Here is a 13926-nt window from a genome sequence, read left to right on the forward strand (position 1 = left end):
GGCTTCGGGCTATCTGTAATCTTGAATCAGTTCAAAAATGCAGGCTGATTCTTTTCATACTCGGTAATAGACGCTTCGTGTTGCAGCGTCAGGCCGATGCTGTCTAATCCGTTGATCATGCAGTGACGGCGGAAGCTGTCGATTTCGAACGGATAGCTTTTGCTGCCCGCCTGAACAACCTGATTTTCCAGATCAACGGTGAAGGTAATCCCTTCCTGACCGTCAACCAGCTTGAACAGCTCGTCCACTTCCTCGTCGCTCAGTTTCACCGGCAGCAGCTGGTTGTTAAACGAGTTACCGTAGAAGATATCGGCGAAGCTTGGGGCGATAACGACTTTGAAGCCGTAATCGGTCAGCGCCCACGGCGCGTGCTCACGGGAAGAGCCGCAGCCGAAGTTTTCCCGCGCCAGCAGGATACTCGCCCCTTTGTAATGCGGCTGATTCAGCACAAAATCAGGGTTAGGCTGTTGGCCCGCATCGTCCAGAAAGCGCCAGTCGTGGAACAGGTGTTGGCCGAAACCAGTACGCGTCACCTTTTGCAGAAACTGCTTGGGAATGATGGCGTCAGTATCGACGTTAGCGGCATCCAGAGGAACCACCAGACCTGTGTGTTGAGTAAATTTAGCCATGTCGGTTTCTCTCTTAATTCAACTCGCGGACGTCGGCAAAGCGACCCGTCACTGCGGCAGCCGCAGCCATTGCCGGGCTGACCAGATGGGTGCGGCCAGCGCGACCCTGACGGCCTTCAAAGTTACGGTTGCTGGTTGATGCACAACGTTCGCCGGGGTTCAGACGGTCATTGTTCATCGCCAGACACATGGAGCAGCCCGGTAAACGCCACTCAAAGCCCGCCTCGATGAACACTTTATCCAGCCCTTCCAGCTCCGCCATGGTTTTTACCGGGCCGGAACCGGGTACGACGATAGCCTGAACGCCAGCGGCGACTTTACGCCCTTTGGCGATTTCTGCCGCAGCGCGTAAATCTTCGATACGCGAGTTGGTGCAGGAGCCAATGAAGACTTTATCGATCTTCACGTCAGTCAGTTTAATACCGGGTTGCAGATCCATATAGGCCAGTGCTTTGGCCGCGGAGGCGCGTTCTACCGGATCGCTGAAAGAGTCAGGGCTAGGGATTTCCTGATTGACGGCGATAACCTGACCGGGGTTGGTGCCCCAGGTGACCTGTGGCGCGATCTGAGCGGCGTCCAGCGTGACGATCGTGTCGAACTGCGCGTCATCATCGGATTTCAGCGTGCTCCAGTACGCAACGGCGGCATCCCAGTTGGCATCTTTCGGTGCAAACTGACGGCCTTTCAGGTAGCTGAAGGTCGTCTCGTCCGGTGCGACCAGACCTGCCTTCGCGCCCATTTCAATCGCCATATTACACAGCGTCATACGGCCTTCCATGCTCAGCGCACGAATAGCGGTACCGCAGAATTCAACCACATGACCGGTGCCGCCTGCGCTACCGGTTTTACCGATGATCGCCAGCACGATGTCTTTCGCGGTGATGCCGTGTGGTGCATCGCCGGTGACTTCAATCTTCATGGTTTTAGCGCGACCCTGCTTCAGGGTTTGCGTCGCCAGCACATGTTCCACTTCCGACGTACCGATACCGAAAGCCAGTGAACCAAATGCGCCGTGCGTTGCCGTGTGCGAGTCACCGCAGACGATGGTCATGCCCGGCAAGGTCATCCCTTGTTCAGGCCCGATAACGTGAACGATGCCCTGATACGGGTGGTTCAGGTCATACAGCTGAACGCCGAATTCCGCACAGTTTTTGATTAACTCCTGCATCTGAATACGGGCCATCTCGCCACTGGCGTTGATGTCTTTGGTCTGCGTGGACACGTTGTGATCCATTGTCGCGAAGGTTTTCCCCGGTTGACGAACCTTACGGCTCATCGCGCGCAGGCCGTCGAAGGCCTGTGGGGAAGTCACCTCGTGTACCAGATGCCTATCGATGTACAGCAGCGGCGTTTCGTTCGGCGCTTCATGAACCACGTGCGCTTCGAACAATTTTTGATATAACGTCTTACCCATGGTTATGCCCCTTGCGCGACAAAACGCGCAATCACGTCGCCCATTTCATTAGTGCCGATCGCGCTGCCGGTGCTTGCCAGATCGGCAGTACGATAGCCTTCAGCCAGTGCGGTATTAACGGCTTTTTCGATCGCTTCTGCGGCATCATCTGCACCCAGGCTGTAGCGCAGCAGCAGCGCCAGCGACAGAATCTGTGCAATCGGATTAGCAATATCTTTACCCGCGATATCCGGTGCGGAACCGCCAGCTGGCTCGTACAAACCGAAGCCTTGTTCGTTCAGGCTTGCGGAAGGCAGCATGCCCATTGAACCGGTAATCATGGCGCACTCGTCGGACAGAATGTCTCCGAACAGGTTAGAACACAGCATCACGTCAAACTGAGACGGATCTTTAATTAACTGCATTGTCGCGTTATCGATATACAGATGGGACAGCTTCACATCTGGATAGGCTTTGGCAACTTCATTCACGATCTCGCGCCACAGAATCGAGCTTTGCAGCACGTTGGCTTTATCGATGGAGGTCACGATGCTGCGACGTTTGCGAGCAGATTCAAACGCGATGTGCGCGATGCGCTCAATTTCAAAACGGTGATACACCTCGGTATCGAAAGCGCGCTCATACTGACCGCTACCTTCACGACCTTTTGGTTGGCCGAAGTAGATCCCACCCGTCAGTTCGCGGACGCACAGGATATCAAAGCCTTTCGCGGCGATATCGCTACGCAGCGGACAAAACGCTTCCAGCCCCTGATACAGACGAGCAGGGCGCAGGTTGCTGAACAGTTTGAAGTGCTTACGCAGAGGCAATAACGCACCGCGCTCCGGCTGTTCTGCCGGTGGCAGGTGTTCCCATTTCGGGCCGCCCACGGAACCAAACAGAATCGCATCGGCCTGCTCACAGCCTGCAACGGTCGCCTGCGGCAGCGGTGTGCCCTGACGGTCAATGGCGATACCGCCAACGTCATATTCGCTGGTGGTAATGCGGATGCCAAAACGCTGACGTACCGCATCCAGTACTTTATGGGCCTGCGCCATTACTTCCGGGCCAATGCCGTCTCCGGGTAAAACGGCGATATGGTAGCTCTTTGTCATCACACTGTTTCCTGACTGTTTTGTTGTTTGCTATCGTTTTGTTGTTGGTTACTGTGCTGCTGCAGACGTTGAATTTCTTTTTCTACCTGCTGAGCACGTTTGATGTTGTTTAATACATTTACCATTGCCTGCGCGGAAGATTCAACGATATCCGTTGCCAGACCGACGCCGTGGAAGCGACGCCCCTGATAATCCGCGACAATATCAACCTGACCCAGTGCATCGCGCCCCTGACCTTTGGCGGTCAGTTGGTATTTGACCAGCGAAACCTGATAACCCGTAATGCGGTTGATCGCCTGATAAACGGCATCTACCGGGCCATTACCCGTTGCGGCTTCTGACTGGGTTTCTTCGCCGCAGATCAGTTTGACAGAGGCGGTTGCCATCACGCTGGAACCGGACTGAACGCTGAAATAATCCAGATGGTAGAACTCAGGCTCTTCCTGCTGACGGCTGATAAAGGCCAGCGCTTCCAGATCGTAATCAAAGACCTGACCTTTCTTGTCTGCCAGTTTCAGGAAGGCAGAGTACAAATCGTCCAGATTGTAATCGCTGTCCTGATAGCCCATTTCTTCCATGCGGTGTTTCACCGCCGCGCGACCGGAACGGGAAGTCAGGTTCAACTGGACTTCTTTCAGGCCGATGGATTCCGGCGTCATGATTTCGTAGTTTTCACGGTTCTTCAGCACGCCATCCTGGTGAATACCAGAGGAGTGAGCGAAAGCATTGGCACCCACAACCGCTTTGTTAGCGGGGATAGGCATATTGCAAATCTGGCTGACCAACTGGCTGGTGCGGTAGATTTCCTGATGATTGATGTTGGTGTGCACATTCAGGATGTTATGGCGGGTTTTGATCGCCATGATGACTTCTTCCAGTGAACAGTTACCCGCGCGTTCGCCGATACCGTTCAGGGTGCCTTCTACCTGACGAGCGCCGGCGTGCACTGCTGCCATAGCGTTGCCAACGGCCAGACCCAGATCGTCATGAGTGTGAACGGAAATAATGGCTTTATCGATATTAGGAACGCGTTGGTACAAAGAGGAGATGATGTTGCCGAACTCATGCGGCATGGTGTAGCCGACGGTGTCAGGAATATTGATGGTGCGAGCACCGGCGTTGATAGCAGCTTCAACCACGCGACACAGGTCTGGGATCGGCGTGCGGCCCGCATCTTCGCAGGAAAATTCAACGTCGTCTGTGTAGTTACGCGCGCGTTTGATCATGTAAATGGCGCGTTCGATCACTTCATCCAGCGTGCTGCGCAGCTTCGTGGCGATGTGCATCGGCGAGGTCGCGATAAAGGTGTGGATACGGAACGCTTCTGCGACACGCAGCGCTTCTGCTGCGACATCGATGTCCTTCTCGACGCAGCGGGTCAGGCCACACACACGACTGTTTTTGATGTTACGGGCGATCGTCTGAACAGATTCAAAGTCGCCGGGAGAGGAAACAGGAAAGCCGACTTCCATGACATCAACGCCCATACGTTCCAGGGCGAAGGCAATTTGCAGCTTTTCTTTTACACTCAGACTCGCCTGTAAAGCCTGTTCACCATCGCGTAATGTGGTATCGAAAATAATGACTTGCTCGCTCATCGGTTTAGTTCCTTGTCGTGTCTACTTGTACTTGGCGCTCGGCGAGTAAAAAAAAACCCGCGCATCAGCGCGGGTTTTTGTATCGTGTGGCGAGAAACTTAGTTCTGAACTCTGCCCACAAACCTACCGCGCAAGAAGGATGCGTTTAGTAGTAGGCCTAGTAGGACAGTAAAGTTGAACATAGTGTCTCGTCATCTAAAATTCGGTGTTCCTTTATTGGTACGCGATTATCAGGGTTATGTCAACTTTTGATTGGTGTGACGTGCATCAAGTAAACCAGCGATAGCCTGCGCCGAATGAACGAAAGATCGTTGCGGTTTTGAACATTGGCGGTAGACTGCACGCCAAATAATGTACAGCTGTACGCTGAAACGCTGTCAAATTCTTCCCCCTTAGAAATTCTTTTACAGATGAATAATCATTTACAGCCATACCATGTGGTGCACCGGGTCCAAGATCGAATCAATCACTGCGCAGGCCGCATTACGTTGCGCGAGTGGACGCCTGCGGGCGAACAGCAGCTCACCTGGACACAGGCCGGGCAGCGCATTCAGCGCATTGCCAGCGCGCTCTTAGCGTTAGGGCTGGATGTTCAGGAACGGGTTGCGATTTTCTCTCATAACTCAATGAACTGGTCGCTGGCCGATCTGGCGCTGTTGCACCTGCGTGCGATCAGCGTGCCAATCTATGCCACGAATACGTCGGCACAGGCGGCATTCATCATCAACGATGCGGATATCCGTACGATATTCGTCGGTGGCCAGGAGCAACTGGATGCGCTGCTGGCGCTGCGGGACACGTGCCCGCAACTGCGAAACATCATCGTGATGGATGAAGGCGTTAACCTGCGCGGTAGCGACATCGCACAATCCCTGCATGAATTTGAAGCGCAGGCGGTAGACGATTTCTGGCGTGATGAATGGCAAGCGCGTATCGACAGCCGCGATCTCAACGATCTCTTTACGCTGATTTATACCTCTGGCACTACCGGTGAGCCAAAAGGCGTCATGCTGGATTACACCAACATGGCGATGCAGCTTAAGCTGCATGACGATCGTCTGGATATGTCAGAAAATGACGTATCGCTCTGTTTCTTACCGCTTTCCCACGTATTTGAGCGCGCCTGGAGCTTTGTCATTATGCACCGCGGCGCGCAGAACGTGTATCTCAGCAACACGAATCTGGTGCGTGAGGCAATGCAGACGGTGAAGCCTACCGTGATGTGCGCCGTACCGCGTTTTTATGAGAAAGTGTATAGCGCCATCCATGAAAAAGTGGCGCAGGCGCCGTGGTATCGCCAGCGGCTATTTAACTGGGCTATCGCGCAGGGGCAACGCGCTTTTCTGGCGAGCCAGACCGCGAAGAAGGGCGGTCTTTTCCGTCGCGTTATGCACCACTATGCAGACCGTCTGGTGTTAGGAAAACTGCGCCAGTTGCTGGGGGGCGAGATTCGCTTTATGCCAGCCGCAGGCGCGCGACTGGATGACAACATCATTCTGTTTTTCCGGTCGATCGGGATTCGCATCATTTATGGCTACGGCATGACCGAAACCTGTGCGACGGTTTCCTGCTGGGAGGAAGGTCGCTTCCGCCTGGGCTCTATTGGTACGCCGCTGCCGGGCATTGAGGTCCGCATTGGCGAGGAAAAAGAGATTCAGGTGCGCGGTGCGACCATCATGCGGGGTTATTTCCACCGTCCGCAGGAAACCGCAGACACTTTTACCGAAGATGGCTGGCTGAAAACCGGCGATGCGGGGGAACTGGATGCCAACGGTAACCTGTTTATTACCGAACGGTTGAAAGATCTGATGAAAACCTCCGGCGGTAAATATATTGCCCCGCAGCATCTGGAAGGCACGCTGGGACAGGATCGCTTCATCGAGCAGGTTGCGATTATTGCGGACACGCGTAAGTACGTGTCTGCGCTGATTGTTCCCTGCTTCGAAGCATTGGAAGAATACGCTCATTCCATCAATCTGAAGTACCACGATCGTCTGGAGCTGCTGCGCCACAGCCATATTATTGAGCTGTTCGAGCAGCGCTTGCGGGAGATGCAGAAAGAGCTTTCCCGCGTGGAGCAGGTGAAGAAATTCACGCTGCTGCCTGTGCCGTTTTCGATGGCAGAAGGGGAGCTGACGCCAACGCTCAAGCTGCGCAGGAAGATCATCAACCAGCGTTACCAGCTGGAAATTGATGCAATGTACGCCGAGTCTTGATGATGTCGTAGGCCGAGAAGCGCGTTTCCTGAAAAGAAATGTGGTTTTCGGCCTCAATATTTCACTCTGTAATTTATGGCCTTCATGGACGATCTCTCAGGTCTGAAGGTTTCCAGTTAGTATTTTATCTCAGTTCCTTTTTCCCTCACGTTCGATTTCCCCTAGGCACGATTAAGGGCGGTGGTTTTTTGCCGTTTGTCTGCGTCATAATCTGGCGTTATGTTAATGGGTTATCAGTAATCCCTATAATATTTCGTATTCTTGTACTAAAAGTTAACAGTATTAATACAATGTGAGCTCGGGGATTTCTCCCGATCAATACAGAAGCGGATTCCGCTTTCTGAACAAAAGAGGCAGACCCATGGAGATGTTGTCAGGCGCCGAAATGGTGGTCCGATCGTTGATCGATCAGGGCGTAAAACATGTGTTCGGTTATCCGGGCGGTGCGGTGTTGGATATTTACGACGCCCTGCATACGGTTGGTGGTATCGAGCATATTTTGGTGCGGCATGAGCAAGGTGCGGTACATATGGCGGATGGCTATGCGCGCGCGACGGGTGAGGTCGGCGTCGTGCTGGTCACGTCTGGTCCTGGTGCGACCAACGCGATTACCGGTATCGCTACTGCCTATATGGACTCCATTCCTATGGTGGTGTTGTCCGGTCAGGTTGCGACTTCGCTGATTGGCTATGACTCCTTTCAGGAATGCGACACGGTGGGCATTTCCCGCCCTATTGTGAAGCACAGTTTTCTGGTCAAGAAAGCGGAAGATGTCCCGACGATTCTGAAAAAAGCGTTTTATCTGGCATCGACTGGACGTCCAGGACCGGTGGTGGTCGATCTACCGAAAGACGTCATGAATCCGGCGAATAAACTGCCGTACGTTTATCCTGAAAGCGTCAGCATGCGTTCCTATAATCCGACGGTTCAAGGGCACAAAGGTCAGATTCGTCGCGCGTTGCAAACCCTGCTGGCGGCAAAAAAACCGATTATCTACAGCGGCGGTGGCGTAATTAATGCGGAGTGTCACGAAGAACTGCTGACGCTGGCGGAAAAACTTAATCTGCCAGTGACAACCTCCCTGATGGGTCTGGGCGGCTTTCCTGGCACGCACCGTCAGTGCCTCGGTATGCTGGGGATGCACGGGACATATGAAGCCAATACGGCTATGCATAACGCCGATGTGATTTTCGCCGTAGGGGTACGTTTCGACGACCGAACAACGAACAATCTGGCGAAGTACTGCCCGAATGCGACGGTTCTGCACATTGATGTCGACCCCGCGTCGATTTCCAAAACGGTAAACGCCGATATCCCTATCGTGGGCGATGCTAAACAAGTATTAACCCTGATGTTGGAGTTGCTGGCACAGGATGGCGCACCGCAGCAGTTTGATGCGCTGCGTGACTGGTGGCAGGGTATCGAACAGTGGCGTGGGCGTCACTGTCTGAAATACAGCACCGAAGGTGACAAGATTAAACCGCAGGCGGTGATTGAAACACTGCATCGGCTGACCGAAGGCAAAGCCTATGTGGCATCGGATGTCGGCCAGCACCAGATGTTCGCTGCGCTGTATTATCCGTTCGATTTACCGCGCCGCTGGGTGAACTCCGGTGGACTGGGCACGATGGGCTTTGGCCTGCCTGCGGCATTGGGCATCAAACTTGCGCTGCCGGAAGAAACGGTGATTTGCGTAACGGGCGATGGCAGTATTCAGATGAATATTCAGGAGCTTTCTACGGCTCTGCAGTATGATCTGCCTGTGGTGGTCATTAACCTGAACAACCGTTTCCTCGGCATGGTGAAGCAGTGGCAGGACATGATCTACTCTGGCCGCCATTCCAGTTCTTACATGGAATCATTACCGGATTTCGTCAAGCTGGCTGAAGCGTACGGTCACGTCGGGATTTCTATCGATACGCCGGACGAACTGGAAAGCAAGCTGTTGCAAGCGCTGGCGCAGAAAGACCGTCTGGTGTTTGTTGATATCAACATCGACAGCAGCGAGCATGTTTACCCCATGCAGATTCGCGGCGGGGCGATGGATGAAATGTGGTTGAGCAAAACGGAGAGGACCTGATCATGCGTCGGATTTTATCAGTATTACTGGAGAATGAATCAGGCGCCTTGTCACGTGTCGTCGGCCTGTTTTCCCAGCGCGGCTACAACATCGAAAGTCTGACGGTGGCACCAACCGAAGACCCAACGCTATCTCGTATGACTATCCAGACGGTAGGCGATGAGAAAGTGCTGGAGCAGATCGAAAAGCAACTGCACAAGCTGGTGGATGTCCTGCGCGTCAGCGAGCTGGGGCAGGGCGCGCACGTTGAGCGTGAGATCATGCTGGTGAAGCTACAGGCTACAGGCTATGGTCGTGAAGAAGTGAAACGCTGCGCCGATATTTTCCGCGGTCAGATCGTGGATGTCACCGCTTCGCTTTATACCGTACAGCTTGCTGGCACCAGCGATAAGCTGGATGCGTTCCTGAGTGCCGTACGTGAAGTCTCCGAAATTGTTGAAGTGGCGCGCTCTGGTATCGTCGGCGTATCACGCGGCGATAAAATCATGCGTTAATCGACTTTTCGCTGCTTTTTCTTTTAAGAGGCCCGATAATAGTATCGGGCCTTTTTATTTCCCTTATCTTATATAGACACAATATATTCAGCTTAAAAGACATCCATTATTGATATGGCAGCTTGAAATATGTCGGTAACGTGATAAAAGCAGTTGCCGTACAAAAGCTTCTGCTGTTAGATCTACGCCATATCCATGATGATTTTATGGTCATCACACTATTTATTGAGCCGGCCTACTTATTTTCCGGCCTACTAAGGGGTTACCGTGAAACTGGATGAAATCGCGCGTCTTGCGGGTGTTTCACGCACGACAGCCAGCTATGTCATTAACGGGAAAGCAAAACAATATCGCGTTAGCGATAAGACCGTTGAGAAAGTCATGGCTGTCGTCAGGGAGCATAATTATCATCCCAACGCCGTCGCGGCTGGATTACGTGCCGGGCGTACGCGTTCAATTGGTTTGGTTATTCCCGATTTGGAAAATACCAGCTATACACGCATCGCTAATTATCTGGAGCGCCAGGCCAGACAGCGCGGATATCAGCTATTAATTGCGTGTTCAGAAGATCAGCCAGACAATGAGATGCGGTGTATTGAGCATCTGTTGCAGCGCCAGGTTGACGCGATTATTGTTTCTACCGCATTACCGCCGGAGCACCCGTTTTATCAACGTTGGATAAATGGCAGCCTGCCGATTATTGCGTTAGACAGGGCGTTAGATCGTGAGCACTTCACCAGCGTGGTGGGAGCCGATCTTGAAGATGCTGAAATGCTGGCGCAGGAATTAAGAAAAGTGCCTGCGAAATCGGTACTTTATCTTGGCGCTTTGCCTGAGCTTTCCGTCAGCTTCCTGCGTGAGCAGGGGTTCCGTCAGGCGTGGGCGGGCGATCCGCGCGAAGTGAATTACCTTTATTCTAATAGCTATGAACGCGTGGCTGCCGCTGCCGCGTTTATGGATTATTTGAAAAATAATCCTATGCCCGAAGCGTTATTCACCACTTCATTCCCGCTATTGCAGGGAGTGATGGACGTCAACCTGAAGATTAACGGGCGTTTGCCGAATAATCTGGCTATCGCGACCTTTGGGGACAATGAACTGTTGGATTATCTGGAGTGTCCGGTATTGTCTGTCGCTCAGCGCCATCGTGAAGTCGCGGAACGCGTACTGGAGTTGGTGTTGGCCAGTCTGGATGAGCCGAAAAGGCCGAAACCTGGTTTGAATCGCATCCGGCGTAATCTGTATCGTCGTGGCTCTTTGAGCCGCGCGTAATTTCGACCTGCTTTTTGCGCCATAGATTGCTATGGCGCTTCTTCCTTACCCAGCCTCAATTCACTTTTACGGCAAGGCGACCCGGAATAGCCGACGGCAATATTCCAGAAAGTAGCCATATATCACGCCTGTCACCATCGACACCACCAAATTACTGGTAACTGCGGTCAGGATTTGCGCGGGGTTCGCCCCGATAGACCAGAGAATGATGGCGTAAACCGGGGATTGGAAACTGACATAGGCAAACAGATCGGCGACGCTGCGTACCAGAAAATGCTCACCGCCGTGACGTCTGGCCATATTCAACACGCGATCGCGGTAAAGCCCATACGGCCAGGCAATGGCAATATTGACGGGGATAGATAACAAGCGTGAAGACAGCGATTGCTCGAAGCTCATACCGGAAAGCATGATTTCTATCGCCATGCCGGTGATGAAACAATAGACAACGAGCGCAAAGGTATCTGCAGTGGCACTTCGCAATCGTGACGTCGGGGAAAACATGCCTGGTTGCTCCATTCTTAGGACGGATAAACTGGTGTAATGGTTTAGTGTGGTTTTTTGTCATGCCTTATTTTGTTTGTGTAGTTTACATCACTGCATGATTGGCTTTGTACTAGGTAAAAATATTTATTTGTGAGTGTTTTTTATACTTTCCCGCTACTTTATATCTGCCCGGCAATTTTCCCGTTTTTTTATCGCGACAAGGGATTTAAAATTATTTAAAAACAAATCGTTATGGTTTTTTGGTGAAAGGCCTTTCTGCGCGGGAAGGAATTGCGTTAAAGCATTAAAGGAAGTGAGTAGATGACCGATAAAACAGGGTTGCTTGTGGTACTCCATTTTTAATGCGTTTTGAGGATGAGAGGCGCTTAATGTATTCGACACATTTCCTGAGCCTGCTTTTCTTTTCAGGAAACCGCATTCGTCGGTGGGGCATCAATTAACGTAAATCGGCTGATTAATGAAGAATCGGCGATGTTGATGTTAAAAATGTGACATTGAGCAGATGTTAACCGCTACGGTATGATGCTGCGGGCTTGTATAGGCCTTGGTATTCAAGGTGTTCGGCCTGGTAAGACTATTCTGAAAACCGCTACCTTTGGTATCAGCTTGTGACAATAAAAATAATCGATATGCCGGAGTTGGTGGCTATATGTTTGCAATGTTCCCGTTCCGTTATGAATTTTCCTCAAATTATCATGACGTTAATCTTTGTTAATTCTGACTCCTTATTCCTTTTACCTCTATGACGGCCCCAATTCATTCAGGAATAATCCCAAAGCGCGCCAGCTCTGGCTTGACAAGGTTTTCATACCCTCCGTACACTCTTAAAGGTGGGATTTTGTGGGGTAAAGTGGTGAAAAAGGTTATGGAGGGGTAACTCAGGTATGTTTCGTGGGGCTACGCTGGTTAACCTCGACAGTAAAGGGCGCCTTGCTGTGCCTACCCGATATCGGGAAATGCTGAACGGGGAATCGCAAGGTCAAATGGTTTGCACCATTGACCTGCATCAGCCATGCCTGCTGCTTTATCCCTTACCTGAGTGGGAAATTATTGAACAAAAATTGTCGCGCTTGTCGAGCATGAACCCTGCTGAACGTCGTGTTCAGCGTTTGTTATTGGGGCATGCCAGCGAGTGCCAAATGGATAGTGCAGGGCGTTTGTTGATTGCGAATACGTTAAGGCAGCATGCGGACCTCAAAAAAGAAGTGATGCTAGTCGGGCAGTTCAACAAGTTTGAACTGTGGGATGAACAGACTTGGTATCAACAGGTCAGGGATGATATTGACGCTGAACAGTCGACTCAGGAACCTTTGTCTGAGCGGTTGCAGGACCTATCGCTATAGCCATGCTGGAAAATTATAAACATACCACCGTCCTGTTGGATGAGGCAGTAAATGGCCTGAATATTCGCAGCGGCGGCATATACATCGACGGCACATTTGGCCGTGGTGGTCATTCTCGTCTGATTCTTTCCCAACTGGGGCCGGAAGGACGTCTGTTAGCTATCGATCGCGATCCTCAGGCAATTGAAGCCGCCAAGGCAATTGACGATCCTCGTTTCTCTATTATTCACGGGCCGTTTTCCGCGATGGCGGAATATGTTGCGGAACTCGGACTGACCGGGCAGATCGATGGCGTTCTGCTCGATCTTGGCGTTTCTTCTCCTCAGCTTGATGACCCTGAGCGTGGGTTCTCATTTATGCGCGATGGCCCGTTGGATATGCGTATGGATCCGACACGTGGCTTGTCTGCCGCGGAATGGCTGATGAAAGCGGAAGCTGACGACATTGTCTGGGTCTTGAAAACGTTCGGCGAAGAGCGTTTTGCCAAGCGCATTGCCCGCGCCATTGTGGAGCGTAATCGTCTCGACCCGATGACGCGGACAAAAGAGCTCGCTGAATTGATCGCTGCCGCCAGTCCGATTAGAGAAAAACATAAGCATCCGGCAACGCGCAGTTTTCAGGCGATCCGCATTTACATCAATAGCGAATTGGAAGAGATCGAACGTGCGCTAGAAGGCGCACTGAGCGTACTGGCTCCGCAAGGACGTCTGTCTGTGATTAGCTTCCACTCGTTAGAAGATCGGATTGTGAAACGGTTTATTCGCCATCAGAGCCGCGGGCCACAGGTGCCAGCAGGCCTGCCGTTAACGGAAGAACAGTTACGCAGCCAGGGTGGACAGACGCTAAAAGCTGTCGGCAAGAAACTGATGCCTTCGGAAGCAGAAGTTGCGGAAAACCCACGCGCGCGCAGTTCTGTTCTGCGCTTCGCTGAGAGACTGCCAGCGTGATCGGTAACGAGCGGCATACTCTGGTCGGCGTCATCGGTGAGGATTTGCTGCGTAATGCAAAGCTCCCGGTGTTGCTGATGATTGCCGTGCTGGTTTCTGCGGTCTTTGTGGTCACCACGGCGCATAAGACACGTCTGCTGACAGCAGAACGCGAACAGCTGCTGCTGGAGCGTGATGCGTTGGATATCGAATGGAGAAACCTGATCCTGGAGGAAAACTCACTAGGGGATCATAGCCGCGTGGAGCGGATCGCGACGGAAAAACTGCAAATGGGGCACGTTGATCCGTCACAGGAAAACATTGTGGTTAAGCAATGAACTAAATAGGCAACC

12 protein-coding genes are annotated in these 13926 nt (G+C 52.3%); 7 read left to right on the plus strand and 5 right to left on the minus strand.

Going from position 1 to position 13926, the window contains the following annotated elements; genetic code table 11:
- Window positions 1–26: 26 nt before the first annotated feature.
- From leuD to leuA, 4 genes are read right to left on the minus strand one after another with little or no spacing between them, the layout of a single operon-like run.
- A complete protein-coding gene (gene leuD / locus ACIPUG_RS07165; RefSeq protein ID WP_039501488.1) occupies window positions 27–629 on the minus strand; it encodes a 3-isopropylmalate dehydratase small subunit in 603 nt (200 codons plus the stop codon).
- Window positions 630–642: 13 nt separating this feature from the next.
- Complete coding sequence (gene leuC, locus ACIPUG_RS07170; protein ID WP_180791728.1) at window positions 643–2043, minus strand: 3-isopropylmalate dehydratase large subunit; 1401 nt, start codon at window positions 2041–2043, stop codon at window positions 643–645.
- Window positions 2044–2045: 2 nt separating this feature from the next.
- A complete protein-coding gene (leuB, locus tag ACIPUG_RS07175; RefSeq protein ID WP_010298064.1) occupies window positions 2046–3137 on the minus strand; it encodes a 3-isopropylmalate dehydrogenase in 1092 nt (363 codons plus the stop codon).
- Window positions 3137–4735: a 2-isopropylmalate synthase gene (gene leuA / locus ACIPUG_RS07180; RefSeq protein ID WP_039501485.1), complete on the minus strand. Its 1599-nt coding sequence runs from the start codon at window positions 4733–4735 to the stop codon at window positions 3137–3139. Before leuA ends, leuB begins: the two co-directional genes overlap by 1 nt.
- 410 nt (window positions 4736–5145) lie before the next feature.
- Between leuA and ACIPUG_RS07185 the strand changes: the two genes are divergently transcribed.
- The 4 genes from ACIPUG_RS07185 (at window position 5146) to cra (ending at window position 10797) form a co-directional block, all read left to right on the plus strand.
- Complete coding sequence (locus ACIPUG_RS07185) at window positions 5146–6951, plus strand: AMP-dependent synthetase/ligase (protein WP_400337995.1); 1806 nt, start codon at window positions 5146–5148, stop codon at window positions 6949–6951.
- Window positions 6952–7312: 361 nt separating this feature from the next.
- Entirely contained in the window at window positions 7313–9031 is a 1719-nt protein-coding gene (gene ilvI / locus ACIPUG_RS07190; RefSeq protein WP_014916658.1) for an acetolactate synthase 3 large subunit, read from the plus strand.
- Window positions 9032–9033: 2 nt separating this feature from the next.
- Window positions 9034–9525 carry an acetolactate synthase small subunit gene (ilvN, locus tag ACIPUG_RS07195; protein ID WP_010681718.1) on the plus strand — a complete coding sequence of 164 codons (492 nt, stop codon included), beginning with the start codon at window positions 9034–9036 and terminating at the stop codon, window positions 9523–9525.
- A gap of 267 nt (window positions 9526–9792) precedes the next feature.
- Complete coding sequence (gene cra / locus ACIPUG_RS07200) at window positions 9793–10797, plus strand: catabolite repressor/activator (protein ID WP_039278293.1); 1005 nt, start codon at window positions 9793–9795, stop codon at window positions 10795–10797.
- 66 nt (window positions 10798–10863) lie between these two features.
- Here the strand turns inward: cra and ACIPUG_RS07205 are convergent, their stop codons facing one another.
- Window positions 10864–11301 (minus strand): L-alanine exporter AlaE, encoded by a 438-nt coding sequence (locus ACIPUG_RS07205; RefSeq protein ID WP_010681525.1) that lies wholly within the window; start codon window positions 11299–11301, stop codon window positions 10864–10866.
- 887 nt (window positions 11302–12188) lie between these two features.
- Here ACIPUG_RS07205 and mraZ point away from each other — a divergent pair.
- The 3 genes from mraZ to ftsL are packed head-to-tail and all read left to right on the plus strand — an operon-like array spanning window position 12189 to window position 13911.
- Entirely contained in the window at window positions 12189–12647 is a 459-nt protein-coding gene (gene mraZ, locus ACIPUG_RS07210) for a division/cell wall cluster transcriptional repressor MraZ (protein ID WP_010298042.1), read from the plus strand.
- Window positions 12648–12649: 2 nt separating this feature from the next.
- A complete protein-coding gene (rsmH, locus tag ACIPUG_RS07215) occupies window positions 12650–13594 on the plus strand; it encodes a 16S rRNA (cytosine(1402)-N(4))-methyltransferase RsmH (RefSeq protein WP_010681524.1) in 945 nt (314 codons plus the stop codon).
- A complete protein-coding gene (ftsL, locus tag ACIPUG_RS07220) occupies window positions 13591–13911 on the plus strand; it encodes a cell division protein FtsL (protein WP_014916655.1) in 321 nt (106 codons plus the stop codon). Before rsmH ends, ftsL begins: the two co-directional genes overlap by 4 nt.
- Window positions 13912–13926: the final 15 nt, after the last annotated feature.

This window comes from Pectobacterium sp. CHL-2024, from assembly GCF_044751765.1.
Classification (GTDB): Bacteria; Pseudomonadota; Gammaproteobacteria; order Enterobacterales; family Enterobacteriaceae; genus Pectobacterium; species Pectobacterium brasiliense.

Bases quoted from the DNA above. Each gene is read 5' to 3' on its own strand.
- leuD (WP_039501488.1), bottom strand. From the start codon at position 629: ATGGCTAAATTTACTCAACACACAGGTCTGGTGGTTCCTCTGGATGCC.
- leuC (WP_180791728.1), bottom strand. From the start codon at position 2,043: ATGGGTAAGACGTTATATCAAAAATTGTTCGAAGCGCACGTGGTTCAT.
- leuB (WP_010298064.1), bottom strand. From the start codon at position 3,137: ATGACAAAGAGCTACCATATCGCCGTTTTACCCGGAGACGGCATTGGC.
- leuA (WP_039501485.1), bottom strand. From the start codon at position 4,735: ATGAGCGAGCAAGTCATTATTTTCGATACCACATTACGCGATGGTGAA.
- ACIPUG_RS07185 (WP_400337995.1), top strand. From the start codon at position 5,146: ATGAATAATCATTTACAGCCATACCATGTGGTGCACCGGGTCCAAGAT.
- ilvI (WP_014916658.1), top strand. From the start codon at position 7,313: ATGGAGATGTTGTCAGGCGCCGAAATGGTGGTCCGATCGTTGATCGAT.
- ilvN (WP_010681718.1), top strand. From the start codon at position 9,034: ATGCGTCGGATTTTATCAGTATTACTGGAGAATGAATCAGGCGCCTTG.
- ACIPUG_RS07205 (WP_010681525.1), bottom strand. From the start codon at position 11,301: ATGTTTTCCCCGACGTCACGATTGCGAAGTGCCACTGCAGATACCTTT.
- mraZ (WP_010298042.1), top strand. From the start codon at position 12,189: ATGTTTCGTGGGGCTACGCTGGTTAACCTCGACAGTAAAGGGCGCCTT.
- rsmH (WP_010681524.1), top strand. From the start codon at position 12,650: ATGCTGGAAAATTATAAACATACCACCGTCCTGTTGGATGAGGCAGTA.